Annotated in this window: 25 protein-coding genes; 11 read left to right on the plus strand and 14 right to left on the minus strand. The window is 60.4% G+C overall.

Annotation, left to right across the window (positions count from 1 at the left end):
- Nucleotides 1-6: 6 nt before the first annotated feature.
- On the plus strand, nucleotides 7-528 hold the full coding sequence (locus AC07V4_RS00775) for a DUF3617 domain-containing protein (RefSeq protein WP_431750517.1): 522 nt from the start codon (nucleotides 7-9) through the stop codon (nucleotides 526-528).
- Here AC07V4_RS00775 and AC07V4_RS00780 read toward each other — a convergent pair.
- From AC07V4_RS00780 to folE2, 7 genes are read right to left on the minus strand one after another with little or no spacing between them, the layout of a single operon-like run.
- Complete coding sequence (locus AC07V4_RS00780; RefSeq protein ID WP_492635178.1) at nucleotides 525-1,862, minus strand: dihydroorotase; 1,338 nt, start codon at nucleotides 1,860-1,862, stop codon at nucleotides 525-527. The two genes, AC07V4_RS00775 and AC07V4_RS00780, sit on opposite strands and share 4 nt — an antisense overlap.
- A gap of 3 nt (nucleotides 1,863-1,865) precedes the next feature.
- Nucleotides 1,866-2,426, minus strand: a complete 561-nt coding sequence (locus AC07V4_RS00785; RefSeq protein ID WP_431752999.1) for a gamma carbonic anhydrase family protein — start codon at nucleotides 2,424-2,426, stop codon at nucleotides 1,866-1,868.
- Nucleotides 2,423-2,836, minus strand: a complete 414-nt coding sequence (gene hisI / locus AC07V4_RS00790; RefSeq protein WP_492635177.1) for a phosphoribosyl-AMP cyclohydrolase — start codon at nucleotides 2,834-2,836, stop codon at nucleotides 2,423-2,425. Before hisI ends, AC07V4_RS00785 begins: the two co-directional genes overlap by 4 nt.
- Nucleotides 2,833-3,711, minus strand: coding sequence for a metal ABC transporter substrate-binding protein (locus tag AC07V4_RS00795; protein WP_492635176.1), 879 nt, complete (start codon nucleotides 3,709-3,711; stop codon nucleotides 2,833-2,835). The genes hisI and AC07V4_RS00795 overlap by 4 nt, the downstream gene beginning before the upstream one ends.
- 11 nt (nucleotides 3,712-3,722) lie before the next feature.
- Nucleotides 3,723-4,589, minus strand: a complete 867-nt coding sequence (locus AC07V4_RS00800) for a metal ABC transporter permease (protein ID WP_431751596.1) — start codon at nucleotides 4,587-4,589, stop codon at nucleotides 3,723-3,725.
- Nucleotides 4,589-5,257, minus strand: a complete 669-nt coding sequence (locus AC07V4_RS00805; RefSeq protein ID WP_492635175.1) for a metal ABC transporter ATP-binding protein — start codon at nucleotides 5,255-5,257, stop codon at nucleotides 4,589-4,591. The genes AC07V4_RS00800 and AC07V4_RS00805 overlap by 1 nt, the downstream gene beginning before the upstream one ends.
- Nucleotides 5,254-6,144: a GTP cyclohydrolase FolE2 gene (folE2, locus tag AC07V4_RS00810; RefSeq protein WP_492635174.1), complete on the minus strand. Its 891-nt coding sequence runs from the start codon at nucleotides 6,142-6,144 to the stop codon at nucleotides 5,254-5,256. Before folE2 ends, AC07V4_RS00805 begins: the two co-directional genes overlap by 4 nt.
- Nucleotides 6,145-6,272: 128 nt before the next feature.
- Between folE2 and AC07V4_RS00815 the strand changes: the two genes are divergently transcribed.
- Nucleotides 6,273-7,484, plus strand: coding sequence for an N-acetylmuramoyl-L-alanine amidase (locus tag AC07V4_RS00815; protein WP_492635173.1), 1,212 nt, complete (start codon nucleotides 6,273-6,275; stop codon nucleotides 7,482-7,484).
- Here the strand turns inward: AC07V4_RS00815 and AC07V4_RS00820 are convergent.
- Nucleotides 7,481-7,849, minus strand: coding sequence for a glutamine synthetase (locus AC07V4_RS00820; RefSeq protein ID WP_431751598.1), 369 nt, complete (start codon nucleotides 7,847-7,849; stop codon nucleotides 7,481-7,483). The two genes, AC07V4_RS00815 and AC07V4_RS00820, sit on opposite strands and share 4 nt — an antisense overlap.
- A gap of 128 nt (nucleotides 7,850-7,977) precedes the next feature.
- On the opposite strand from AC07V4_RS00820, the gene dksA reads away from it, so the two are divergent.
- From dksA to AC07V4_RS00840, 4 genes are read left to right on the plus strand one after another with little or no spacing between them, the layout of a single operon-like run.
- Nucleotides 7,978-8,382 (plus strand): RNA polymerase-binding protein DksA, encoded by a 405-nt coding sequence (gene dksA / locus AC07V4_RS00825; protein WP_431751592.1) that lies wholly within the window; start codon nucleotides 7,978-7,980, stop codon nucleotides 8,380-8,382.
- 27 nt (nucleotides 8,383-8,409) lie between these two features.
- Nucleotides 8,410-9,618 (plus strand): zinc metallochaperone GTPase ZigA, encoded by a 1,209-nt coding sequence (gene zigA, locus AC07V4_RS00830; RefSeq protein WP_492635172.1) that lies wholly within the window; start codon nucleotides 8,410-8,412, stop codon nucleotides 9,616-9,618.
- Nucleotides 9,618-10,262, plus strand: a complete 645-nt coding sequence (locus tag AC07V4_RS00835) for a DUF1826 domain-containing protein (RefSeq protein WP_492635171.1) — start codon at nucleotides 9,618-9,620, stop codon at nucleotides 10,260-10,262. Before zigA ends, AC07V4_RS00835 begins: the two co-directional genes overlap by 1 nt.
- Before the next feature lie 44 nt (nucleotides 10,263-10,306).
- Complete coding sequence (locus AC07V4_RS00840; RefSeq protein WP_492635170.1) at nucleotides 10,307-11,269, plus strand: CobW family GTP-binding protein; 963 nt, start codon at nucleotides 10,307-10,309, stop codon at nucleotides 11,267-11,269.
- Here AC07V4_RS00840 and AC07V4_RS00845 read toward each other — a convergent pair.
- Entirely contained in the window at nucleotides 11,263-11,658 is a 396-nt protein-coding gene (locus tag AC07V4_RS00845) for a DUF3301 domain-containing protein (protein WP_492635169.1), read from the minus strand. The genes AC07V4_RS00840 and AC07V4_RS00845 overlap by 7 nt on opposite strands.
- 117 nt (nucleotides 11,659-11,775) lie before the next feature.
- Between AC07V4_RS00845 and pdxY the strand changes: the two genes are divergently transcribed.
- Entirely contained in the window at nucleotides 11,776-12,648 is an 873-nt protein-coding gene (gene pdxY / locus AC07V4_RS00850; RefSeq protein ID WP_492635168.1) for a pyridoxal kinase PdxY, read from the plus strand.
- A 78-nt stretch (nucleotides 12,649-12,726) separates the two neighbouring features.
- Here the strand turns inward: pdxY and AC07V4_RS00855 are convergent, their stop codons facing one another.
- Nucleotides 12,727-13,203, minus strand: a complete 477-nt coding sequence (locus AC07V4_RS00855) for an acyl-CoA thioesterase (protein ID WP_028618540.1) — start codon at nucleotides 13,201-13,203, stop codon at nucleotides 12,727-12,729.
- A 291-nt stretch (nucleotides 13,204-13,494) separates the two neighbouring features.
- On the opposite strand from AC07V4_RS00855, the gene AC07V4_RS00860 reads away from it, so the two are divergent.
- On the plus strand, nucleotides 13,495-15,258 hold the full coding sequence (locus tag AC07V4_RS00860) for a cation:proton antiporter (protein WP_431752149.1): 1,764 nt from the start codon (nucleotides 13,495-13,497) through the stop codon (nucleotides 15,256-15,258).
- 21 nt (nucleotides 15,259-15,279) lie between these two features.
- Here AC07V4_RS00860 and AC07V4_RS00865 read toward each other — a convergent pair whose 3' ends face one another.
- From AC07V4_RS00865 to uvrD, 3 genes are all read right to left on the minus strand, one after another.
- Nucleotides 15,280-15,687 carry an SMI1/KNR4 family protein gene (locus tag AC07V4_RS00865; protein WP_123716619.1) on the minus strand — a complete coding sequence of 136 codons (408 nt, stop codon included), beginning with the start codon at nucleotides 15,685-15,687 and terminating at the stop codon, nucleotides 15,280-15,282.
- Nucleotides 15,688-15,822: 135 nt separating this feature from the next.
- Nucleotides 15,823-16,698 carry a Tim44 domain-containing protein gene (locus AC07V4_RS00870; RefSeq protein WP_431752148.1) on the minus strand — a complete coding sequence of 292 codons (876 nt, stop codon included), beginning with the start codon at nucleotides 16,696-16,698 and terminating at the stop codon, nucleotides 15,823-15,825.
- Nucleotides 16,699-16,889: 191 nt separating this feature from the next.
- Nucleotides 16,890-19,073: a DNA helicase II gene (uvrD, locus tag AC07V4_RS00875; RefSeq protein WP_492635167.1), complete on the minus strand. Its 2,184-nt coding sequence runs from the start codon at nucleotides 19,071-19,073 to the stop codon at nucleotides 16,890-16,892.
- Between the two features lie 279 nt (nucleotides 19,074-19,352).
- Between uvrD and AC07V4_RS00880 the strand changes: the two genes are divergently transcribed.
- The 3 genes from AC07V4_RS00880 (at nucleotide 19,353) to AC07V4_RS00890 (ending at nucleotide 23,616) form a co-directional block, all read left to right on the plus strand.
- Entirely contained in the window at nucleotides 19,353-22,226 is a 2,874-nt protein-coding gene (locus AC07V4_RS00880) for an EAL domain-containing protein (protein WP_492635166.1), read from the plus strand.
- 163 nt (nucleotides 22,227-22,389) lie between these two features.
- Entirely contained in the window at nucleotides 22,390-23,256 is an 867-nt protein-coding gene (gene hexR / locus AC07V4_RS00885) for a transcriptional regulator HexR (RefSeq protein WP_003177007.1), read from the plus strand.
- A gap of 162 nt (nucleotides 23,257-23,418) precedes the next feature.
- Entirely contained in the window at nucleotides 23,419-23,616 is a 198-nt protein-coding gene (locus tag AC07V4_RS00890; protein WP_087945270.1) for a PA3496 family putative envelope integrity protein, read from the plus strand.
- Here AC07V4_RS00890 and AC07V4_RS00895 read toward each other — a convergent pair.
- Nucleotides 23,546-24,520 (minus strand): LysR family transcriptional regulator, encoded by a 975-nt coding sequence (locus AC07V4_RS00895; RefSeq protein WP_431749427.1) that lies wholly within the window; start codon nucleotides 24,518-24,520, stop codon nucleotides 23,546-23,548. The genes AC07V4_RS00890 and AC07V4_RS00895 overlap by 71 nt on opposite strands.
- Nucleotides 24,521-24,557: the final 37 nt, after the last annotated feature.

The following is a 24,557-nucleotide window of genomic DNA, read 5'->3' on the forward strand; positions in this document are numbered from 1 at the left end:
TACTCGATGAATGCTCGTTTGCTTGGTTTGGCCATGGTTGTTGGGTTGTCGCTGCCTGTGGCGGCCCAGGCGCAGATGCTGGCGCCGGGGTTGTGGGAATTGACCACCAGCAATATGAAAGTTGATAACCAGGACTTGCCGGACCTTTCGCTGATTCTCGGTCAGCTCAAGCAACAGATGACGCCTGAGCAGCGTGCGATGCTGGAAAAGCAGGGCATCACCATGGCTGGCAAAGGCGTGCAGGTGTGTCTCACTCCCGCGCAGGTCGCCTCTGATTCGATCCCCTTGACCGACCCGCAATCGGGCTGCAAGCAGGAAGTCACCGACAAGGCCGGTAACCAGTGGAAGTTCCGTTTCAGCTGCCCGAAAGCCCAAGGCAGTGGCGTCGCTACCTTCCAGAGCCAGAAGGAATTCACCACCGCCGTCAATGGCACCTTCAATGCCACCGGCATCCAGCAGAAGGGCAGCCTGGACACCCACGCCCAGTGGCTGGGCAACGATTGCGGTACGGTCAAACCCCGCGCCTAACGCAGGAAATGCAGGGGCAAGCCCTGGCAACTGTCGACCACCTGGCCGTTGTGCCACGCCAGGTGGCCGGAGACCAATGTCGTGCTGACACTGTGGCGAAAGCTGCGCTCGGCGAACGGCGTCCAGCCGCAGCGGGCCAGGATCGGTTGGCTGTTGACCGGTTTGCCTTCAGGCTCGGGCTGGATCAGTACCAGATCGGCCCAATAGCCTTCACGTAGGTAGCCACGCTCGGGAATGGCGAACAGGTCGGCCACGCGGTGGCTGGTCTTCGCCACCACGGTGGTGAGCGGCAGGTGCCCGTCAGCCACCAGCTCCAGCAACGCCGGCAACGCGTGCTGCACCAGCGGCAGCCCGGACGGCGCTTCGCGATAACCCAGTTGTTTCTGCGCCCAGGTGTGCGGCGCATGGTCGGTGCCGATCACATCCAGACGATCACCCAACAAGGCTTGGCGCAAGGCGTCTCGGTCAGCGCGGGTCTTGATCGCCGGGTTGCATTTGATCTGGTGGCCGAGGCGGTGATAGTCGCGGTCATCGAACAACAGGTGGTGCACACAGACTTCGGCGGTGATGCGTTTTTCAGCCAGGGGTTTGTCTTCGAACAAGGCCAGCTCGCGGGCGCTGGTCAGGTGCAGCACGTGCAACCGTGTACCGTGACGTCGAGCCAATTCCACGGCAAGAGAAGATGAGCGATAGCAGGCTTCAGCATCCCGGATCAGCGGGTGGGCGACGGCGGGAATCTGCTCGCCGAAGCGTTCACGCAAACGTTGTTCGTTGGCCAGGATGCTCGGCGTGTGCTCGCAGTGGGCCAGCAGGATCGTCGGCACTTCGGCAAACAAGCGCTCTAGAATGCGTGGGTCGTCTACCAGCATATTGCCGGTGGAGGCACCCATGAACACTTTGACTCCGGCGACTTCCCGCGGGTCGAGGGCGGCGACGATGTCGAGATTGTCGTTGCTCACGCCAAAGTGAAAGCCGTAGTTGGCCACCGAATGCAAAGCGGCGCGGCGCTTTTTATCGGCCAGGGCTTCCGGGGTCAGTGTGGCGGGATTGGTGTTGGGCATGTCCATGAAACTGGTGATGCCACCGGCTACCGCCGCGCGGGACTCACTGTAGAAACTGCCTTTATCCGGTGCGCCGGGTTCGCGAAAGTGCACTTGGTCATCGATCATGCCCGGCAGCAGCCATTGGCCCTGGGCGTCGATTTCTACCGGTTCGTTGCAGCCTTCGATACTGCTGGCGATCTTGTCGATGCGGCCATTGGCGACCAGCACATCGGCGTCGAATTCCTGGCCTTCATTGACCAGGCGGGCGTTGCGAATCAGCAGGCGGCTCATGGTTCAGAACTCGTTTTGCAGGGCTTTGTAACCGAGTACCAGGTCGACATTCGTGCGAGCCACGTCTTCGGAAAACTCCGAGGCGCTGACGCTGACCGGCGGGAATTGCGACAGGTCGGTGTTAGGCCCGATGCGGGTGGTGGAGGGTACGTAGAAGGCAGCGGGCAAATCGCGGCCGTCGACCACCGAGTTGTGGCGCACCACACAGCCGTCGCCCACAGCGCAGTTGAACAACACGCTGTTGAAGCCGATGAACACCCGGTCGCCGACGGTGCAGGGGCCGTGAACGATGGAGCGATGCGCAATGGATGTGAATTCTCCAATAGTCACCGCTGCACCGGATTTGGAGTGAATGACCACGCCGTCCTGGATGTTGGAGTTGGCGCCGATGGTGATGGGGTCCATGTCTCCAGTGGCGTCGACTTCGTCGGCACGGATCACGGCATAGGGGCCGACAAACACATTTTCACCAATGATGACTTTGCCGCAGATGATCGCGGTCTTGTCGACGTAGGCCGATTCGGCAATCACTGGCAGATCGCCGGAAGGGTTTTTGCGGATCATGCTTCAGGCTCCGTAATGATGTGGACGTAGTTGCCGTCGATGGCGTTGTAGAAGCAGGTCGGCCGGCCGGTGTGGCAGGCCGGGCCTTGCTGGTCGACGATCAGTAGCACCGCGTCGCCGTCGCAATCCAGGCGCGCTTCGATCAACTGTTGCCAGTGGCCGGAGCTTTCGCCCTTGCGCCATAGCTGCTGGCGCGAACGCGACCAATAGCAAACGTGCCCGGTGGCCAGGGTTTCGGTGAGGGCCTGGCGGTTCATCCAGGCGAGCATCAACACCTCGCCCGTGCCGTGTTGCTGGGCGATGGCGGCAATCAGGCCATCGCTGTTCCACGGCAGGGCGTTCAGCACGGATTCGAGTGGAAAGCGGCTGCCGAGGGCTGCCTTTTCCAGATCGAGCATGCTCAGCGTCATGGTTTGCTCAGGGCGGCGCACAGGGTGTTGAGGTTGTATTCGAACAGCCCGGTGAAGGTGCTGGCCGGGCCTTCGGCGGCGAGGGCGTCGGAGTACAGCGTGCCGCCGATCTGCGCGCCGCTTTCGTCGGCGATCTGCTTGAGCAGGCGCGAGTCCTTGATGTTTTCCATGAACACGGCCTTGACCTTGTCTTTGCGGATCTGGGTGATCAGCGCAGCGACTTCGGCAGCCGATGGCTCACGTTCAGTCGACAGACCTTGAGGTGCCAGGAACTGGATGCCATAGGCCTGGCCCAGGTAACCGAAGGCGTCATGTGAGGTGACGATGCGACGGTTGCCCGCTGGCAGCGCGCCGAACTTGGTCTTGGCTTCGGCCAGCAGGCGGTAGATATCTTTCAGGTAGGCCTGGCTGTTGCGCAGGTAGTCGGTCTTGTTGGCCGGGTCGGCCGCCACCAGCGCCTTGGTGACGTTGTTCACATAGATTTCGGCGTTGGCCAGGTTGTGCCAGGCGTGCGGGTCGGGGATGGTTTCACCGTCTTCCTCCATGGTGTGGGAGATCACCCCTTTGCTGGCGGTCACAACGGTGGCCTTGGTTTCGGTGCTGGTTACCAGGCGGTCCAGCCAAGGCTCGAAGCCCAGCCCGTTCTTGATGATGACCTTGGCCTTGAGCAGCGCCTTGGCATCGTCCGGTGTGGGCTCATAGGTATGGGCGTCGGCGTCGGGGCCGACCATGTTGCTGATCTGGATGTGATCGCCACCGATCTGGTGGGTGATGTCATCGAGAATACTGAAGCTGGTAACCACCTGGAGTTTGTCGGCGGCCTGGGCCATCGACAACGGCAGCAGCAGACTGAACAGCACGAGTAAAGCGCGCATCGGGAAACACCTCATTGGGATGTAAGAGCGGGCGGACGGCGCAGCAAGCCGTGCACCGGACCGAAGACCACGGACAGCAGATACCCACCGCCAGCCACCAGCACGATGGCCGGGCCGCTGGGCAGCGAGTAGTAGAACGACAGCAACAGACCCAACCACACCGACAGGCATCCCAGCACCGCCGATACTGCGATCAACACCGGTAGACGCCGGCTCCAGAAGCGTGAAGCAATGGCCGGCAACATCATCAAACCCACCACCATCAACGCGCCGATAGCTTGGAAACCGATCACCAGGTTCAACACCACCAGGGTCAGGAACAACCCGTGAGCGAGTGGGCCGAGGCGGCTGACGGTTTGCAGGAACAGCGGGTCGAGGGTGTCTAGCAGCAGCGGCTTATAGATCAGCGCCATGGCGATCAGGCTGAAGCCGGAGACCCAGAGCATGCCGGTCAGGGTGGTTTCATCCACGGCCAGGGCCGAGCCGAACAGCAGGTGCAGGAGGTCCAGGCGCTTGCCGGCGATGCCGAGGATCAACACGCCGGCGGCGAGGGAGATGGGGTAGATGGCGGCGAGGCTGGCGTCTTCACGCAGGCCGGTGCGGCGGGTGATCCAGGCGGACAACCCGGCCATGCTCAGGCCGGCGCCGAGGCCGCCGATGGTCAAGGCGGGCAGGCTGAGGCCAGCGAACCAGAAACCCAGCGCGGCACCGGGCAGAATGCCGTGAGCCACGGCGTCACCGATCAGGCTCATACGTCGCAGGATCAGAAACACGCCCAGCGGCGCGGTGCTGCAGGCGAGCACCAGCCCGCCGATCAGTGCGCGGCGCATGAAAACGAAATCGTGGAAGGGCATCCACAGGTGGGCAGTGAAGTGCATCAGGCCACCTGCATGTGCGGTTGCGGGCGGATCAGCTCTTTACTGGGACCGAATACGCAGCCTGTGCTTTTGATCTGCACGACCTGCTGGGTGTGGTGGCGTACGGAGGCAAGGTCGTGACAAACGATGATCACCGTGCGGCCTTCATCGTGCCAGGTGTGTACGTGTTTCCAGCACAAGGCCTGGCCTTCTTCGTCGAGGGCGGCGTGAGGTTCGTCGAGCAGCAGCACCGGCGCTTGCGCCAGGCTCATGCGGGCGAGCAGCGCACGTTGCAGTTCGCCGCCGGACAATGCCATTAGCGGGCGATGTTCCAGGCCCGTGAGGCACCAGTCTTCCAGCACTGCTTGCAGGCGTTGGGTGCGTTGTTCCGGGGTTAGTTTGGTTCCCCAGAAGCCCGCGGCGACCAGCTCTTGCAGGCTGATGGGGAACTGGCGATCCAAGTGTTGTTGTTGGGGCAGAAATGACAAGCCACCACGGCGTGGAACCTCCACGGTGACTTTGCCAGCCAGCGGTTTTTGCAGGCCGGCGATGACTTTAAGCAGGCTGCTTTTACCGGTGCCGTTGGCGCCGATGATGCCAGTGAGGCTGCCTTTTTCCAGGGTCAGATCCAGCGCGGGGGTCAGCGGTTGGCCCGGTGCGCCCCAGCGCAAAGCATTGCAGGTGATCATGCAGGGTGTCTCGTCCAGCGGCTTTCAGCCACGGCATCGTGCGCGTGCAGGCTTTCGGCGTGGATCACTTTGAGATGGAAGGCTTTGACGGCATCCGAGCGTTTCAAGGCGAGGTTCAGGCGGCGGGCGGCGTCTTCGCAGAACATCAGGTTCTGCCCGTTGGCCAACGCGAAGGCTTGTTCGTCCGCACGTTTCACCGCGGTTTGTACGGCGGTGCCGAGGGCGGCTTCTGCGGTGTTTATCAGGTCTGTCAGCGGCAGATGCTCGCCTTGCAATTGGACGTGCAACTGCGCGCTGCTGCGTTGGCTGTGCGGCGTGGCGACGATACCGTTCGCGCTGCCAAGCCATGTCAACACGTCTTCATGCTGCAACGGCGTTTTGGCGAAATCTTCGAGAAATTGTTGTTGAATCAACTGCCTGGCGAGGGCAGCTGAGCAGGGGCAGGTTGAGGAGTAAGTAACGTCAATTTTTAGTTCCACGTGGAACATCTGGTTTTCCAAGCGCGCTTCGATGCACACCGGGTAGCCTTTCCACCCGGCCAATGGGCTGACCAGTGCCGGGCGCTTCAGCAGCAGATTCGTGTGAATACGCAAGTAAGCGTTCTTAGATAAACCTTCATGACTGTCGAGAAAGCGCTGAAGTACATTACGCAGAAGTGCAGGCGTAAGAAGTTGCTGATCGAGCATTTCCAGGGCCAGGTACAGGCGCGACATATGAATGCCACGGGCCGAACCATCGTCCAGGCTCACGCCGGCATCAGCGGTGGCGGTCAGGCGTTGGTTGTCGATCAGGATGGGCAGGGCGATGCCGCACATGCCCACCCAGTCGAGTGGCAAGGCTTGGCGTGAAGCCTGCGCGGCGATATCCGGCAGAGTCAGCGCATTCATGGGCAGGTCCATCGTTGGAAATAAAAAGACATGTTATATTATAACGATTGAGTCGACGATGATTTTTCTACTTCAGTCTTTCTTCAGTCATGTCGAGCAGGGACGCTCCTTTATTTGCGGTATTTGCCATGCACAGACGTCAGCTCCTTAACCTGCTGTTGGTCAGTCCCCTGTTCACCTTGCCGTTGGGGGCTTATGCCACGCAGATTCGCAACGCGCGCTTGTGGCGCTCGGAAGACAAACTGCGGCTGGTGCTCGACCTCAGCGGCCCGGTGCAATACAAGACCTTTTCCCTGACGTCGCCGGAGCGCGTGATCATTGACCTGAGCGGTGCCGGCCTCTCGGGTGATTTTTCTCAGTTGGCGTTGAAGAACAGCGGGATCACTTCCATCCGCTCCGGGCATTTCGGCAAAGGTGACACGCGCATCGTGCTGGACCTGGCCGCACCGATGCAGCTCAACAGCTTTCTATTGCCGCCGCAGGATGGCCAAGGGCATCGCTTGGTACTGGATTTGACCAATGCCGCCCGTGCACCTCGTCAAATCGCTGCAGAGCCCGCGCTTTTGGCCGCGCCTGTGGACAAGGCCCACCCCAAGCGCGACATCATCGTTGTGGTCGACCCTGGCCACGGTGGCAAAGACCCAGGGGCCATTGGCTCCAAAGGCCAGCGCGAAAAAGACGTGGTGCTGTCTATCGCCCAATTGCTGGCCAAACGTTTGAAGCGCGAGAAGGGCTTCGACGTGAAACTGGTGCGCAACGATGACTTCTTCGTGCCGCTGCGCAAGCGCGTGGACATCGCTCGTCAGCACAAGGCCGATATGTTCATCTCGGTGCATGCCGATGCCGCGCCACGGCTGACGGCCTCGGGGGCGTCGGTGTACGCGTTGTCTGAAGGCGGCGCCACATCTGCCACGGCGCGTTTCATGGCGCAGCGCGAAAACGGCGCAGACTTGCTCGGCGCCACCACGTTGCTCAATCTCAAGGACAAGGACCCGATGCTGGCCGGGGTGATTCTCGATATGTCGATGAACGCTACCATCGCTTCCAGCCTGCAACTGGGCAGCTCAGTGCTCGGCAGCCTGCAAAGCATCACCACGCTGCACCAGAAGCGCGTGGAACAGGCGGGCTTTGCGGTGCTCAAGTCACCGGACGTGCCGTCGATCCTTGTGGAAACTGGGTTTATCTCCAATACCCAGGATGCCCAGCGGCTGGTGACGGCGCGTCATCAACAGGCGGTGGCGGATGGTCTTTTTGAAGGTCTGAAAAAATACTTCCAGAAGAACCCACCGATGAACAGCTATATGGCATGGGTTCAGGAACAGAAGAACGGCCAGGTCTAACAGCCGGTAATGCGGCTGCACGTGAACTTGGCGCTGGCGCCACCTGAACTGGAGAACCGGTTGATGGTGGTCCAGCCCACGCGGCGCGTGTAGCCGACCCACGCCTCACCGTCCGACGCCAACCCGGTAAAGAACGTCAGTTGCCCGTAGCGGCTGTTGGTCTGTGCCCAATAGCGCTTTCCGATCACTTCGAAACCCCGCAGATACGTGGTGCTGCCAACAGTCGCCACGCTATAGGCGTTGCCCAACGGGTCCACACAGGCCAGCACGTTGGCGCTGCGCGTGCAATTGGCCAGCAGGCTCGGCGCTTGAGCATGGGCTTGGCCTGTCGCTGCCAATAACAGAGCGCACACCAGGTATTTCATCGAGGCTTCTCGTCGCAAGAAAGTGCTCCAGCATTGCGCCCTTCGTCGTGACGAGCAAGGGAGGATTGGCTTATCTGTATTGTTATACTATAACATTAAAAGACAACCCGATCCGTGAACCGCTTCCCATGACTGAGCAAGACCTCCTGGCCCAACCGCCCGCCGATTACATGAATGAGGCCCAGCAAGGCTTCTTCCGCGAGTTGTTGCTGGCCCAACGTAATGAGCTGCAAGCGCGTATCGATGCCGAGTTCCTGGCGCTACGCGAGCAGGAAACCAACAGCGACCCGGCCGATGTCGGCAGCGCAGAAGAGCAACGCCAATGGCAACTGCGCCTGCTGGAGCGGGAAAAGAAGCTGTTGGACAAGATCGACGACGCCCTGGAACTGCTGGCCCGTGGCGAATACGGCTGGTGCCGTGAAACCGGCGAGCCCATCGGCCTGCAACGCCTGCTGCTGCGTCCCACCGCCACCCTGTGTATCGAAGCCAAAGAACGTGAAGAGCTGCGCGAACGCCATAAACGGGCGATTTGACCGGCCACCCTTGATGAGGATTACCTGATGACCAACCGTCTTCCCGTTACCGTGTTGTCCGGCTTTCTCGGCGCCGGAAAAAGCACGCTGCTCAACTATGTCCTGCGCAACCGCGAGAACCTGCGGGTGGCGGTGATCGTCAACGACATGAGCGAAATCAACATCGACGGCAGCGAGGTCCAGCGCGACGTCACCCTCAATCGTGCCGAAGAAAAACTGGTGGAAATGAGCAACGGCTGCATCTGCTGCACCTTGCGTGAAGACCTGTTGGAAGAGGTCGGAAAACTCGCCAAGGAAGGTCGTTTCGACTACCTGCTGATCGAATCCACAGGTATTTCCGAACCGTTGCCCGTGGCTGAAACCTTCACCTTCCGCGATGAAAACGAGCAAAGCCTGGCCGATATTGCCCGCCTGGACACCATGGTCACCGTGGTCGACGGTATGAACTTCCTACTCGACTATCAGGCCGCCGAAAGCCTTGCTTCTCGGGGTGAAACCCTGGGCGAAGAAGATGAGCGTTCCATCACCGACCTATTGATCGAGCAGATCGAATTCGCCGACGTGATCCTGATCAGTAAGATCGACCTGATCAGCAGTCGCGAGCGCGAAGAACTGATGGCCATCCTTGAGCGCCTGAATGCCCAGGCGGAAATCATTCCGATGGTCATGGGTGAAGTGCCGCTGCACAAGATCCTCAATACTGGCCGTTTCGACTTCGAACGTGCCTCCCAAGCGCCGGGCTGGCTGCAGGAAATGCGCGGTGAACATGTGCCGGAAACGGAAGAATACGGCATCGCCTCCACGGCCTATCGCGCACGCCGTCCGTTTCATCCACAGCGCTTTTTCGACTTTATCGACCGCCCGTGGGTCAACGGTAAACTGCTGCGTTCCAAAGGCTTTTTCTGGTTGGCCAGCAAACATCAGGATGCGGGAAGTTGGTCCCAGGCCGGTGGTTTGATGCGTCATGGTTTTGCCGGTCGTTGGTGGCGTTTTGTGCCGAAAAGCCAATGGCCTCAAGACGAAGAAAGCATCGCGGCGATCATGGGCAACTGGCAATTGAGCACCGGCGACTGCCGACAGGAATTGGTCTTCATCGGGCAAAATATCGACTTTACCCAGATGCGCGCCGAGCTGGACGCGTGCCTGCTTACCGATGAAGAAATGGCCCTGGGCGTCGAAGGATGGCGCCAACTGGTCGACCCCTTTGGCCCTTGGTATGAAGAGGCTGCCGCGTGATGCTTGCCCCGGTTATCCCGCTACGGCCCGTTATCCGCCAGACTCGCGGCGAAACCCCGTTGGCGCTGTCCGACATCCTCGAAGACGGCGTCAACCTGGCGGTGTGGCAACGCCAGTTACCGCTGCACATCGCGGAATTTGGCGCCTTGCTGGTAGCGCTCAACGAGCCATTGGCCGAGTCCTTGGTGATTGAGCTTAATCACGAGGATGCCATGCCGAACTTGCAGGGCTTGGCGTCCAGTTGCCGCGATCTGGAAGGCTACGAAGGCTTTATCGCCGACGTATCATGGCTGGTCAGCGCCTTCGCTTGCCTGCTGGGGGCCAAACGGATTGGCGTACGTCTGCGGTTGTTGGACAAGGCCATGTGCCCGCGTTTTCACGTCGATCATGTGCCTGTACGACTGATCACCACTTATGCCGGGATCGGTAGCCAGTGGTTGCGCGAAGGGGTGATGGACCGACGTAAGCTTAGCCAGCCGGAGGCCGAACCTGTCGAGCGTATCGAGCAGATCCACTGCGGTGAAGTCGCCTTGCTCAAGGGCACCAAATGGCATGGCAACGAAGGTCACGGTCTGATCCACCGCTCGCCGGCGCTCAACGCGGATGAGCGACGGTTGATCCTGACGCTGGATTGGCTCGCATAACCGCGTAGGATCAACCTCTCTACACGGTCTGAATGATGCCCCTCATGCTGCAGAACATCCCGACTCATGTGATTGCCGGGCCTTTGGGCGCCGGCAAGACCAGCCTGATCAAACACCTGCTCGCCCAGCGCCCGGCCAACGAGCGTTGGGCCGTCTTGATCAACGAGTTCGGGCAGATCGGCCTGGACGCTGCCTTGCTCACCCAGGATGACGACGGCATTGCCCTGGGTGAAGTGGCCGGAGGCTGTTTGTGCTGTGTGAATGGTGCGCCGTTCCAGGTGGGCCTGGGTCGCTTGCTGCGTAAGGCCAAGCCGGATCGGTTGTTTATCGAGCCATCAGGCCTGGGGCATCCGGCGCAATTGCTCAAGCAACTGCGGGCTGCGCCTTGGCAGCAGGTGCTGGCGGTACAACCCTGTGTGCTGGTGTTGGATGCCCAGGCGCTGGCGGCGGGCAAAGCTTTGCCTGAAGCGCAGCGGGAAACACTGACAAGTGCCGGGCTGCTGGTATTGAACAAGGATGAGTCGCTCGATGCGGCTCAACGCCAGGTTATCGAACGCCAATTACCCAATCGCCCGCTTTATTGGACCCAGCAGGCGCATTTGCCGTTGGCGCAGTTGCCGGGTCTGAATTCAACAGCGGTAACAGCTGTGGATAACTTCGAGTTGCCCAAAGGTTTGGCGCAAATACCCGCCATCTGGAGTGATCCGGCGCTGCCTATCTGTCTCAGTCAATCACAGGAGGGTGGCTGGAGCATCGGCTGGCGCTGGCACCCGAGCCAGCAATTCGATACCCCGCGCCTGCATCACTGGCTGAGCAGCCTTGAATGGCGTCGTGCAAAGCTGGTTATCCACAACCGCGATGGTTGGGTCTCGGCCAATGCTGTGGATAACAGCCCACTCGACTGGCAACCCAGCGAGTGGCGTCGTGATTCGCGCATGGAATTGATTTTCAGCGAACCCCAGGATGAGGTCGCGTTGCAGAGCGCTCTTGCCGCCTGCCGTCAGTGACGGTGCTTGGTGGCGTGGTCCTGACGCCACTGGCTCAATTCAATCACCTCGGCGCTGGGCAGCGGTGTCTTGATCTCGAACGGGTAGGGCGCCAGTTCGATCTGGGCGCTGTGGGCGCCAAACTGGGTGATGGTCCCGGGATGACGGGCTTCCCCGGTCACGGTGAACTCGAAGTTATAGATGCGGGCCAGGCGCCGCCGACCATTGGCGTCTTTCACAAAACCAATGCGTTTCAACGCCACCGCGCCGTCGAGCAGTTCTATGTCGAGCTTGGCGCAATGCTGCTTGACCCGCTCCAGCGCCCGCTCGCGCAGGCCGTGGTTGTGCCATACCCAGGCGGCACCGGTCGCCAGCAGCATCAACATGAAGATGTTTCCCAGGGTCAGCATGCGATGAACTCCAACAAAGTGAGAGCAGCTTAACTGTGTCGCTGGTCTGTCGTACAGGCTGCGTTTAGTCGCATACTGCGCGGCCAGAATTTCAATGGCTTTACGGAAATCTCCCGCATGAAACGCACACCTCATCTGCTTGCGATCCAGTCTCATGTGGTCTTTGGCCACGCCGGAAACAGCGCCGCCGTATTCCCCATGCAGCGGGTCGGGGTGAATGTCTGGCCGCTCAACACGGTGCAGTTCTCCAACCACACTCAGTATGGCCAGTGGGCGGGAGAAGTGTTGGCGCCGCAGCAAATTCCTGCACTGGTGGAAGGCATTGCCGCGATTGGTGAACTGGGTAACTGCGACGCGGTGCTGTCCGGCTACTTGGGCAGTGCTGATCAGGGCCGGGCGATTCTCACGGGTGTGGCGCGTATCAAGGCCATCAACCCCAAGGCCCTGTACCTGTGCGACCCGGTGATGGGCCATCCGGAAAAAGGTTGCATCGTGCCCCAGGATGTCAGTGATTTCCTGCTGGACGAAGCCGCAGCCATGGCCGATTTCCTATGCCCCAACCAGCTTGAGCTGGACAGCTTCGTCGGGCGCAAGCCGCAATCGCTGTTTGATTGCCTGGGCATGGCCAAGGCGTTGCTGGTGCGGGGGCCGAAGGCGGTGCTGGTCAAACACCTGGATTACCCGGGCAAACTGCCGGATGGTTTCGAGATGCTGCTGGTCACCGCTGAAGGCAGCTGGCACCTGCGCCGGCCGTTGCTGGCCTTTCCGCGCCAGCCGGTGGGTGTGGGGGACCTGACGTCCGGGCTGTTCCTGGCGCGGGTACTGTTGGGCGACAGCTTGCTGGCTGCCTTCGAGTTCACGGCAGCCGCCGTGCATGAAGTACTGCTGGAAACCCAGGCCTGCGCCAGCTACGAGTTGGAACTGGTGCGGGCCCAGGATCGTATCGCCCATCCGCGCGTGCGCTTCGAAGCGACACCGATCGGCCTATAAGTACACAGATCAAAATGTGGGAGGGGGCTTGCCCCCTCCCACATTTTGATCCGGTTAACAGCTCGGAATTTGCGCCCGTCAGCCTTTGATTTCCTGGTAACGTTTTTCCAGCTCCTGGCGAATCTGTCGACGCTGCTGGGCCTGTACGAACCGGCGTTTGTCTTCGCTGTTCTGCGGCTGCAGCGGCGGTACGGCGGCCGGTTTGCGCTGGTCGTCCACCGCCACCATGGTGAAGAAGCAGCTGTTGGTGTGGCGCACCGAGCGCTCGCGGATGTTCTCGGTCACCACCTTGATGCCCACCTCCATCGAGGTGTTGCCGGTGTAGTTGACCGATGCGAGGAAGGTCACCAGCTCGCCGACATGGATCGGTTCGCGAAAAATCACTTGGTCGACCGACAGTGTGACGACATAGCGCCCGGCATAACGGCTGGCGCAGGCGTAGGCCACTTCGTCGAGATACTTGAGCAGGGTGCCGCCGTGGACATTGCCTGAGAAGTTGGCCATGTCAGGGGTCATCAATACCGTCATCGACAGCTGGGCGTTTCCGGGTTCCATAGCACACTCACGGGTTGTAGGCATCGGTTGGGGGGCACCTCTGCGGGTGCTGGAATCTTTGCAGCGCTCTCCCTTACGGGACGCCGGTGGGCCGCTCGCCGTCACGCCGGGACCGATCTGTTTCCATATATTGCACCGGCTTTCTGCCGGAAGTCGCGGTGTTAACCTTCAAAAGCCCATCTCAGGGTATTTCTTACGATCAAGGCCGACTTTTCCTTTCGCACTTTGCGACATTTCAAAGGTGCGCGCGGAAGTGGGAAAAGCGCCAGTACCCTCAAGGAGCCCCTCGCCATGCACGCCATCAGCTTTATCCAGGACTTGGCCGTGATCATGCTGGTGGCAGGGGTTGTCACCATCCTGTTTCACCGTCTCAAGCAACCGGTGGTACTGGGCTACATCGTCGCCGGCTTCATCATCGGCCCTCACACTCCGCCATTCGGTCTGATCCACGACGAAGACACCATCAAGACCCTCGCTGAGTTGGGGGTGATTTTCCTGATGTTTTGCCTGGGCCTGGAGTTCAGCCTGCGGAAGCTGTTCAAGGTGGGCGCCACGGCGTTTATCGCGGCCTTCCTGGAAATCATCCTGATGATCTGGATCGGCTACGAAATCGGCCGCTGGTTCGACTGGAACACCATGGACTCGCTGTTCCTCGGTGCGATCCTGGCGATTTCCTCGACCACCATCATCGTCAAGGCGCTCAATGACTTGAAGATGAAAAACCAGCGCTTCGCCCAGCTGATCTTCGGTGTGCTGATCGTCGAAGACATCCTTGGCATCGGCATTATTGCCTTGCTGTCGAGCATTGCCGTCAGCGGTACGGTCAGCTCCGGTGAGGTGTTCTCCACCGTCGGCAAGCTCTCGCTGTTCATGATTGTTGCGCTGGTCATCGGCATTTTGCTGGTGCCGCGCCTGCTGGCCTATGTCGCCAAGTTCGAAAGCAACGAAATGCTGTTGATCACCGTGCTGGGCCTGTGTTTCGGCTTCTGCCTGCTGGTGGTCAAGCTGGAATACAGCATGGTATTGGGCGCATTCCTGATTGGCGCGATCATGGCCGAATCCCGCCAATTGATTAAGATCGAGCGCTTGATCGAACCGGTTCGCGACATGTTCAGCGCAATCTTCTTCGTTGCCATCGGTTTGATGATCGACCCACAAATTTTGCTGCAATACGCCTGGCCGATCGCGGTGATCACCGTGGCAGTGGTGCTGGGCAAGATGCTCTCCTGCGGCCTGGGTGCCTTTATCGCCGGCAATGATGGTCGCACCTCGCTGCGGGTGGGCATGGGGCTGTCACAGATTGGCGAGTTCTCTTTCATCATCGCGGCCCTTGGGATGACGCTTCAGGTAACCAGCGACTTCCTGTATCCAGTGGCGGTGGCTGTGTCGGCGATCACCACGTTGCTCACGCCGTACCTGATTCGTGGGGCAGACCCATTGTCATTGAAGATCGCGTCGGTAATGCCCAAGCGTATGAGCCGGGTGTTCGGGATGTATGGCGAATGGCTACGCAGCATTCAGCCTCAGGGTGAAGGCGCGATGCTGGCATCGATGATCCGTAAGATCATCCTTCAAGTAGGCGTGAACCTGGCGCTGGTGGTGGCGATCTTCTTCGCCGGCAGCTTTTTTGCGGCGCGCATCGGCGGGTATCTGGAGGGTTGGATCAACGATCCTAGCTGGCAAAAGGCGTTGATCTGGGGTGGGGCGTTACTGTTGTCGCTGCCGTTTTTGATTGCGGCGTATCGCAAGCTCAAGGCACTGTCGATGCTGCTGGCGGAGATGAGCGTAAAGCCGGAGATGGCTGGGCGGCATACCCAGCGGGTGCGACGGGTGATCGCCGAATTGATACCGATCTTGTCGTTGCTGGTGATCTTCCTGCTATTGGCAGCCTTGTCGGCCAGTATTTTGCCAACCAACAAGTTGCTGGTGTTGATCGCCGTGGTGACGGCGGCGGTGGCGGCTGTGCTCTGGCGGTGGTTCATCCGCGTGCATACGCGGATGCAGGTCGCTTTGCTGGAGACGCTGGATAACCACAAGGACACGCCGGAGCACTGACAGGTTCTGACTGGGGCGGGCTCAGCTTTCCAGCCAGACGTCCCGCGCCCAGTGCCACACCGACTCCCAGGACTCTTCGGTGACAAGTTCCTCTTCGCCGGACCACAGCACCACGGTGCCGTCTTCTTCCACGCAATAGTAGTCATCGCCGTCCTGGCAGATCGGGATCAGCTCGCGCGGTACACCGATGTCCCAGGCGGTTGCCGCCACTTCAGGCAAGTAGGTGTGGGAGCCCGGATCAGTGATGGTCACTGGCTCCAAACTGCCGTAGACCACGTCGCTGACAGTCAGCAGGAATTCCTTGAAGACAAACGGAATGTTGATGAACAGCTGTTCTTCGACTTCCACCAGTTGGTCTTCGTCTGGCAGCTCCAGCGGTACCGGGACCGGTTCGTTGGCTTCACGCAATTGTTCGATGATTTCTTCCACGGCCGGGATCCTCTTGCTAGATGGCGCGGTTTATAGGGGCGTTTTATACAGTAGCTCGCTATAAGTGCAACCGTGAAATAGAAAACCCCGGAACATGTCCGGGGTTTTATTACCAAGTGCTTAAACGCGCAGCTATCAGCCGTTCTGGCGGATACCGGCGACCAGCCAAGGCTGGTTGTCGCCCTGGGCACGTTCCATGTTCCAGCTTTCGCTGAACACTTCACCCTGGTCGAAGCGCGAGGTCTTCGACACACCGCTGAAGGTCAGAGTGGCGATGGTCTTGTCGGCGCGATCATCCACACCTTCCAGTTGTACGCGCAGGTCGTCGATGTAGGTCGACTGGAAACCGTCGCCCAGGTCGGCGCGTTCGCGCTTGAGGAACTCCAGCAGTTGTGGGGTCACGAACTCGGCGATCTTGTCCATTTCGTTGGCGTCCCAGTGTTGCTGCAGGGACTGGAAGTGGTTACGGGCTGCTTCGACGAAACGTTCTTCGTTGAACCAGGCCGGTGCGTTGATTACCGGACGGGCGGCGGCAGGCGCAGCCGAACCACCGAAGATCGAACCCATGGCAGCGGGCTTCTGCTCGAACACTTCACGCTGCATCGGTGCGCCGGCTGGAGCCATGTGCTCCTGCTGCTTGCGTCGACGGGCGGCGATAAAGCGGAAGATCACAAAGGCGATGACCGCCATGATCAGGATGTCGAAGATCTGCATGCCCTGGAAGCCGCCGCCCATGAACATGGAGGCGAGCAGGCCACCGGCGGCGATACCGGCCAGAGGGCCCAACCAGCGCGAAGCACCGCCGGCCTTGGCAGCAGCGCCTGCTGCACCAGCTGCACCAGCGGTTGCGGCTGCGCCGCCCATGCCACCGGCAGATGGAGCCATTTGGCTGGTCTGGTGAGTCGGTGCCGAGCCCATGCTTTTGCCGCCACCGAAGCGTTTGGCGTTGGCGTCGAGGCTCATCGTCAGGCCGATGCACAACGCCATGGCGATGCTAAGAAAACGTTTCATAAAGGGAATTCCCATTTGTGGATTGCACGCGCGCCATGTTGCACAGGTGTCGTGACAGTGGCTAGCGACATAATGTTTCGGGCTTTTGCGTAGGACCGAATCAGAATGGTCTGTAGGACTTATTACTGATATTGGCCCGCGCTCGTTAAAAACAAGGGCGAGCCAATAATCTTCGCTACGCGGGCAGGGTGTCAGACGGCTTCGAGCTTTGCGTAACCCATCATCAGCCACTTGCTGCCTTCGGCGAAATTCACCTGTACCCGCGCCTGGGCGCCGGCGCCTTCGAAGTTGAGGATCACCCCTTCGCCGAAGATCGCATGCTTGACCTGTTGGCCCAGGCTGAATGGAGTTTCCGGGATCTCGGAGCCGGCAAACATGCTGCTGGAGTTCTGTTGCTGACCACCACCGAACGGACGGCTGACGCTGTTGGACAGACGTACTTCCTGGATCAGCCCCTTCGGCACTTCACGTACGAAGCGCGACACCTTGTTGTAGGTCTCGCTGCCGTAGAGGCGCCGGGTTTCGGCGTAGGTCATCACCAGGTTCTGCATGGCGCGAGTGATGCCCACGTAAGCCAGGCGGCGTTCTTCCTCAAGGCGGCCGGGCTCTTCCAGGCTCATCTTGTGCGGGAACAGGCCTTCTTCCATGCCCACCAGGAACACATACGGGAACTCCAGGCCCTTGGCGCTGTGCAAGGTCATCAGCTGGATGCTGTCTTCATGCTCATCGGCCTGGGTATCACCGGCTTCCAGCGACGCATGGCCGAGGAAAGCCGCCAGTGGCGTCAGCTCTTCATCTTCCTCGGTGTTCTCGAACGCACGGGCGGCGCTGACCAGTTCCTCAAGGTTTTCTACTCGAGCCTGACCTTTTTCGCCTTTTTCCGCTTCGTGATAGGCAATCAGGCCGGATTGTTCGATCACGGTCTGGGTCATCAAATGCAACGGCATTTCCGCGCACTTGGCGGCCAGGTTCTCTATCAGCTCGACAAACGCGCCCAGCGCACCCGCAGCGCGCCCGGTCAGGCCTTTATTGGCGATCAGCAGGCGCATGGATTCCCACATCGACACATCGGCGTGACGCGCGTGGTCGCGGATCGCTTCAACGGTTTTTTCGCCGATGCCACGGGCCGGGATATTGATCACCCGTTCCAGCGCCGCATCGTTGCCCCGACCTTCCAGCAGGCGCAGGTATGCCATGGCGTTCTTGATTTCCGCCCGCTCGAAGAAGCGCTGGCCGCCATAGATGCGGTACGGGATACGTTCGCGTAGCAAGGCCTCCTCCAGCACCCGCGATTGGGCGTTGGAGCGGTACAGAATGGCGATGTCGCTGCGTGCCAGGCCGGTTTTCAGCGCGCTTTCGATGGTTTCCACCACGTAGCGTGCTTCATCGTGCTCGTTGAACGCGGCGTACAGGTTGATCGCCTCGCCTTCGCCACCGTCGGTCCACAGCTCTTTGCCCAGGCGCCCGGTGTTGTTGGCGATCAAGGCGTTGGCGGCCTTGAGGATGCCGGCGGTGGAGCGATAGTTCTGTTCCAGGCGGATGGTGACCGCGTCCGGGAAGTCTTCGGAGTACTGGTAGATGTTCTCGATTTTCGCGCCACGCCAGCCGTAGATCGACTGGTCGTCATCGCCCACCACCATCAGGCTGTCGCCACCTTTGGCCAGCAGGCGCAACCAGGCGTACTGCACGGCGTTGGTGTCCTGGAACTCGTCCACCAGGATGTGGCGGAAGCGCTTCTGGTAATGGGCCAGCAAACCCGGGTTGTCACGCCACAGGTCCAGGGCGCGCAGCAGCAGTTCGGAGAAGTCGATGACACCGGCGCGCACGCAGGCTGCCTCGTAGGCTTCATAAATACTGCGCATGGTGGCCAGGAACAAATCGCCGCTGGCCTGGATGTGTTGCGGGCGCAGGCCTTCGTCTTTCTGGCCGTTGATGAACCATTGCGCCTGGCGTGCTGGCCAACGTTGTTCGTCGAGGCCCAGCTCGCGGATCACCCGCTTGACCAGGCGTTGCTGGTCGTCGCTGTCGAGGATCTGGAAGGTCTGGGCCAGGCCCGCCTCCTGCCAGTGGGCCCGTAACAGGCGGTGCGCCAGGCCGTGGAAGGTGCCCACCCACATGCCTGCCGGGCTGATGCCCATTAACTGTTCGATGCGATGGCGCATTTCGGCAGCAGCCTTGTTGGTGAACGTCACCGACAGGATGGAATGCGGGGACGCGTTCTCGACCTGGATCAACCAGGCGATACGGTGCACCAGCACTCGGGTTTTACCGGAGCCAGCACCGGCCAGGACCAACTGACGGCCAACGGGGGCTGCTACGGCCTGGCGTTGGGCATCGTTGAGGGAGTTCAGCAAAAGAGAGAGATCATCGCGCATCGGCGCATTCTAGGGTGCTGGGGGGAGACGGGCAAATCCCAATGCCGGGTGGTCGACGCAAAGCGCCAAACGCTGTGACGGGCGGGTCGACATTCTGCGATCAGTGATGACCGGTTGGTCATGGGCCACAGCCCGCGCAGCGTCTCGCTCAAGCTGTCTGGCCCCGATGTTTGCGCGCAAATGTCGTGCGGTTTTTATGACGTGGAGCAGTTTGGCCCGCGCGTTTGCTTGTGTATGCTCCGTCGACGTTTCGGGCTCACCATTATAAGAACACTGCCTATGACTCTCAGCTCCGACCTGCTCGGCCCCTCGGCGGCGCCCGCGCAGGTCATCCGTAAATACTATGCGACCGAGATGGCGGTAGAACGCACTCGTCTGCTGTATCAGGGCTCGCTGCTACCCACCTTATTGATGCTGGTCAACGGGTTGGTCTGCGCCTGGCTGTTGTGGAACCCCAAGCAATACGTGTTGGACAGCATCTGGTTGATCTGGCTGCTGGCCCTGGTAGCCATGCGCGTGATCCAGGTGGCGGCCTTTGATTCGGCCATGCCCAGCCGCCAGGCCCAACCGGTCTGGGGGCGCATGTTCATGCTCGGTTCGGCGGTCAGCGGTTTAACCTTGAGCACCGCCGCCATTGCCCTGGTGCCGGCGGACAGCTTTATGCAACAGGCCTGGGTGTTCGGCCTGATCGGTGCTGCGACGTTGTCGGCCAGCGTTGCCTATGCCGTGAGCCTGCCGGCGTTCCTGTCATTTGCCGTGCCTTGCCTGGTGCCGACCATCCTTTATCTGTTCTGGAGTGGCGCCCCACAACAGCAAGGCTGGGGCGTGCTGGGTCTGATCCTGTTGGCGTCCTTGAGCCTGGTTGCCTGGCAGGTCAACCGCTTGATCCAGCGTGGATTGCTGCGCCGTTTCCAGAACCAGGCTCTGATCGAGCACCTGCAACAGGCACAGCAGCGCAGCGAACAGTTGAATCAGGAGTTGTTGCGCGAAGTCGAGCAGCGCCGCCAGGTTGAACAAGAATTGCGCGAAGCCCAGATCGGCCTGCAAGACCGCGTCACACAACGCAGCCAGGAGCTGGACGCCGCCAGTCTCGCCCTGAACAAAAGCGAAGCGCGCCTGGCCATGGCCCTGCAAGCCAGCGAACTGGGCCTGTGGGACTGGAATCTGCAAACCGACGAAGTCCACCACACCCAGCTCAAGGAGCTGTTTGGTCTGGAACCGGAGTACGTCACGGCGATGCTCAGCCATCTGAAGCCGCGCCTGCACCCCGAGGACTTGCCGCTGCTCAAGCGCGCCTTGGTGGAGCACCTGAAAGGTCGCAGCGAGGACTATCAAGTGGAATACCGTGTGCGCCATGGCGACGGCCATTGGGTGTGGATCGAAGACCGTGGCCGTGCGGTGGAGCGCACCGCCAGCGGACGGGTCACGCGCATGCTGGGTACACGCCGTGATATCAGTGCTGACAAAGCCTTGGAAGAGCAGCAGCGCCTGGCCTCGACCGTATTCGAAGCCGCCAGCGAAGGCATCGTGATTCTCGACCCGGACTATGTGTTGATCGCGGTGAACCAGGCGTTCAGCCGTGTCACCGGCTTTGAAATCGACGACATGATTGGCCGTAATGTCGTGGAATTACCCAGCAGCCGCGATGCGCGACGCCACTTCCCGGTGATCCGCCAGGCTCTGCTCAGCCACGGCACCTGGCAGGGCGAGTTGGTGGAGACCCGCAAGAACGGCGAGCTGTATCCACAGTGGCTGCAACTGAATGTCGTGCGCGATGTTCGTGGAAAAGTCAGTCATATCGTGGGGTTTTTCGCCGATTTGTCGGCGCGTCGCGAATCGGAGGAGCGTATGCGCTACCTCACCCATTACGACGAGTTGACCGGCCTGGCCAACCGCTCGCTGTTCCGCGAGCGCCTGCGCGAGGCTCATGGGCGGGTGCGCCAGGGCGGGCGTAGCCTGGCGCTGCTGCATATCAATCTGGACCGTTTCAAGCTGCTTAACGACAGCCTGGGCCACGAAGTCGCCGACCAATTGCTGCAAAAAATGGCGCGACGGTTGATCAATGCTTTACCCGAGGCCGACACCATTGCGCGCCTGTCCGGTGATGAGTTCGCGGTGCTGTTCGATGCCTACGGCAACCTGTCGAGCCTGGCGCGGGTGGCGACTCGGTTGCTGGCCAAGTTACGAGTACCGGTGACGGTGGAGGAGCATGAGCTGGTGGTCAGTGCGTCCATGGGCGTCAGCTTGCTGCCGGATAACGCGCGGGAAATTTCCGCGCTGGTCAGCCAATCGAATATGGCCATGCAGCACGCCAAGCACTTGGGCGGCAATAACTTCCAGTTCTATACCGACAGCCTGCAGGCAAGCACCCTGGAGCGCTTGCAGCTGGAAAATCATCTGCGCAAGGCCATCGACGAGCGCCAGCTCACGGTGTTCTATCAGCCCAAGCTGTGCCTGGCCACCGGTAAGCTGAATGCCGCCGAGGCGCTGATTCGCTGGGAGCATCCGCAGTGGGGCATGGTGCCGCCGGGCGATTTCATCGGCTTGGCCGAAGAGACCGGGCTGATCGTGCCGCTGGGCGAGTTCGTGTTGCGCCAAGCCTGTTGGCAGGCGTGTGAGTGGCAGCGTCAGGGGCTGGCGCCGATCCGGGTCTCGGTGAACCTGTCGGTCCATCAATTGCGCCAGGGCAAGTTGGTCAGCCTGGTGCGGCAGGTGCTCGAAGAAACCGGCCTTGATCCGCAATATCTGGAGCTGGAGCTGACTGAAAGCCAACTGCTCGACAGCGTCGAGCACATCATCGCCACGTTCCAGCAACTGCGCGACCTGGGTGTGAAGCTGGCCATCGATGACTTCGGCACCGGTTATTCCTCCCTCAGTTACCTCAAACGCATTCCGGTGGATTACGTGAAGATCGACCAGACCTTTATTCGCGGCCTTGGCCAAGGTCGTGAAGACGCCGCGATTACCCGCGCCATCATTGCCATGGCGCACGGGTTGGCCCTGAAAGTGGTGGCCGAGGGTGTGGAGGACCAGCAGCAGCTCGATTTCCTGCGAGTGGAGCGTTGCGATGAAGTGCAGGGCTACCTGATCAGCCGGCCTATGCAGGCTCAAGGGGTGGCAGAATTGTTACGGAAAAATGCGGATTTTCCTTAGCGACGACGAGGGCGCCTTTGTGGCTACCAAAGCGTCTGCCCTTTGATTCAGAGGGCAGCAGGGCGATTTAGTGATGCATCGGACGGGCAAAACGACAATTCTTGTAGTATAACTACAAGCTTGCTACATCCCTGGCGTCTGCCAATAACAAGAGTCCTGTCCTTTGAACCTGTTGCAACATATCGCCCAGTCGCGCCACCTGTTACGCAAATCGGAACTCAAGGTTGCCGATCATGTGCTGCTTGACCCTGCGGCCGTGATGCACAGTTCCATGGCCGACCTGGCCCACAGTGTGGGCATCAGTGAGCCGACCATCGTGCGCTTCTGCCGCGCCATCGGTTGCTCCGGGTTCCAGGACTTGAAACTCAAGCTGGCCCAGAGCCTGGCCGCGGGTGCGAGCTTCGGGCAGTTTGCGATCCACGAAGACGACTCCGTCGCCGACTACAGCCTGAAAATCTTCGACACCACCCTGCATACCTTGATGGAAGTGCGCGAGAAGCTCGACCCGGTGGAGCTGCAAAAGGCCGTGACTGCCATGTCCCAGGCTCAGCGAGTGGAGTTCTATGGCTTTGGTGCTTCCGGTGCAGTAGCTGCCGATGCCCAGCACAAGTTCTTCCGCCTGCTGCTCACGGCGGCGGCCTACAGCGACCCGCACATGCAGGCGATGTCGGCGGTGACATTGAAGCCAACCGATGTGGCCATCTGCATTTCCCAGTCGGGCCGTTCCAAAGACCTGCTGATCACCGCCAACTTGGTGCGCGAAAGCGGCGCCTCGCTGATCACGCTGTGCCCGAGCCAGACGCCGTTGGCGGAACTGTCCACGGTCAATCTGGCGATCGATGTGCACGAAGACACTGAGATCTATACGCCGCTGACTTCGCGCATTGCGCATCTGGTGGTGATCGACGTGTTGGCGATGGGCGTAGCCATGGCGCGCGGGCCGAGCCTGGTCAACCACCTCAAGAGCGTGAAGCGCAGCTTGCGCAGCCTGCGGCTGTCACCCAAGTCCGTCAAAGCGCTCGACGACTGATCTTCGGCTTAACTCGGTCAAAGTGTGGGAGGGGCAAGCCCCCTCCCACATTTGGATCTGTGCCAGCGTCGGAATATTCATCGTCCTGTAATCCTCACGCCGCTAAACCGTCATCCCCTGCGCCCATCCTGAGCTCCCCGTACTCGCATTGGGAGACTCCAAATGACCCGGCACTACGAAGACAGCAACAGCACCGTCAAGACCCGTCGTCAGCAGGAAGACCAACGCCGCATGGCGTTCCGTCGCGCAATCGAAGACCGTTGCGAGGAGCGTCAACTGCTCCAGAGCATCAGTGACTACCCGGAACTCCACTGGCAGGCACCCGTGGCTGCCCAGCGAAACGCTCAGCCAGCGCGCTGATCTGTAGCCGTTCGCTGCGGATAAAGCCCAGGAACGCATGGGCCACCGGTGACAGTCGCTTGGCCTTGGCTTGCACCAGGCACCAGCTGCGGTATAGCGGCAGCTCTTCCACCGGCAACTCCTTGAGTCCGCCGGTAGCCAGCTCCAGGTTGACGGCGTGGCGCGTCAGCAAGGCCACGCCCAATCCTGCGGTCACGCATTCACGTTGGGCTTCGGCTGAAGACACTTCCACCGTCTGGGTGAAGTGCACGCGCTTCTCCTTGAAGTACTCCTCGCAGGCCAATCGTGTGCCGGACCCGGGTTCGCGAATCAGCAGCGTGTAAGGTTCCAGGTCCTGCAGGCGCAGCGGGCCTTGCAGGCTCAAGGGATGGTCCAGAGGCGCCACGGCAACGATTGGGTTGTTGAGGAATGGCAGGAATTCCAGGCCCATGTCCTGAGGCACCATGGACATGATCACCAAGTCATCGCGGTTGTCCGAAAGCCTGCGGATCACCTGGCCGCGGTTGACCACCGTCAGGTGCAATTGCACCTCGGGGTGCTGGCGCTTGAAGGCGGCAAACAGGTGCGGCACGAAGTATTTGGCGCTGGACTCAATCGCCAGTTTCAACTGGCCTTGCAGCGAGCCTTGCATGTCCGACAGCTGCATATCGAGGTTTTCCAGGCGTCCGAAGATATCGCGGCTGGCCCGTTGCAGCGCTTCGGCGGCTTCGGTCATGTAGAGCTTTTTGCCGACATAGTCGAACAGCGGCTGACCGATTAGCTCCTCCAACTGGCGAATTTGTAGGCTGACGGCTGGTTGTGTGAGCGACATTTCCTCAGCGGCACGGCTATACGAGCGCAAGTCGCACACTTCATTGAAGATCTGTAATTGACGCAATGTCATACGCATCAATGACTTACGCATTTTTTAAGTCCTTTCGCCCGAGGCTGTTCGGCCAACT

Source organism: Pseudomonas sp. GW821-FHT03A09, from assembly GCF_059421065.1.

Coding starts and splice junctions, on each gene's coding strand:
- AC07V4_RS00775 (WP_431750517.1), top strand. CDS start 7: ATGAATGCTCGTTTGCTTGGTTTGGCCATGGTTGTTGGGTTGTCGCTG.
- AC07V4_RS00820 (WP_431751598.1), bottom strand. CDS start 7,849: ATGAAATACCTGGTGTGCGCTCTGTTATTGGCAGCGACAGGCCAAGCC.
- AC07V4_RS00795 (WP_492635176.1), bottom strand. CDS start 3,711: ATGCGCGCTTTACTCGTGCTGTTCAGTCTGCTGCTGCCGTTGTCGATG.
- AC07V4_RS00860 (WP_431752149.1), top strand. CDS start 13,495: ATGCACGCCATCAGCTTTATCCAGGACTTGGCCGTGATCATGCTGGTG.
- AC07V4_RS00835 (WP_492635171.1), top strand. CDS start 9,618: ATGCTTGCCCCGGTTATCCCGCTACGGCCCGTTATCCGCCAGACTCGC.
- hisI (WP_492635177.1), bottom strand. CDS start 2,836: ATGACGCTGAGCATGCTCGATCTGGAAAAGGCAGCCCTCGGCAGCCGC.
- uvrD (WP_492635167.1), bottom strand. CDS start 19,073: ATGCGCGATGATCTCTCTCTTTTGCTGAACTCCCTCAACGATGCCCAA.
- AC07V4_RS00780 (WP_492635178.1), bottom strand. CDS start 1,862: ATGAGCCGCCTGCTGATTCGCAACGCCCGCCTGGTCAATGAAGGCCAG.
- AC07V4_RS00880 (WP_492635166.1), top strand. CDS start 19,353: ATGACTCTCAGCTCCGACCTGCTCGGCCCCTCGGCGGCGCCCGCGCAG.
- AC07V4_RS00840 (WP_492635170.1), top strand. CDS start 10,307: ATGCTGCAGAACATCCCGACTCATGTGATTGCCGGGCCTTTGGGCGCC.
- dksA (WP_431751592.1), top strand. CDS start 7,978: ATGACTGAGCAAGACCTCCTGGCCCAACCGCCCGCCGATTACATGAAT.
- AC07V4_RS00800 (WP_431751596.1), bottom strand. CDS start 4,589: ATGCACTTCACTGCCCACCTGTGGATGCCCTTCCACGATTTCGTTTTC.
- pdxY (WP_492635168.1), top strand. CDS start 11,776: ATGAAACGCACACCTCATCTGCTTGCGATCCAGTCTCATGTGGTCTTT.
- AC07V4_RS00805 (WP_492635175.1), bottom strand. CDS start 5,257: ATGATCACCTGCAATGCTTTGCGCTGGGGCGCACCGGGCCAACCGCTG.
- zigA (WP_492635172.1), top strand. CDS start 8,410: ATGACCAACCGTCTTCCCGTTACCGTGTTGTCCGGCTTTCTCGGCGCC.
- AC07V4_RS00845 (WP_492635169.1), bottom strand. CDS start 11,658: ATGCTGACCCTGGGAAACATCTTCATGTTGATGCTGCTGGCGACCGGT.
- AC07V4_RS00855 (WP_028618540.1), bottom strand. CDS start 13,203: ATGGAACCCGGAAACGCCCAGCTGTCGATGACGGTATTGATGACCCCT.
- AC07V4_RS00870 (WP_431752148.1), bottom strand. CDS start 16,698: ATGAAACGTTTTCTTAGCATCGCCATGGCGTTGTGCATCGGCCTGACG.
- folE2 (WP_492635174.1), bottom strand. CDS start 6,144: ATGAATGCGCTGACTCTGCCGGATATCGCCGCGCAGGCTTCACGCCAA.
- AC07V4_RS00895 (WP_431749427.1), bottom strand. CDS start 24,520: ATGCGTAAGTCATTGATGCGTATGACATTGCGTCAATTACAGATCTTC.
- AC07V4_RS00785 (WP_431752999.1), bottom strand. CDS start 2,426: ATGATCCGCAAAAACCCTTCCGGCGATCTGCCAGTGATTGCCGAATCG.
- AC07V4_RS00890 (WP_087945270.1), top strand. CDS start 23,419: ATGACCCGGCACTACGAAGACAGCAACAGCACCGTCAAGACCCGTCGT.
- AC07V4_RS00815 (WP_492635173.1), top strand. CDS start 6,273: ATGCACAGACGTCAGCTCCTTAACCTGCTGTTGGTCAGTCCCCTGTTC.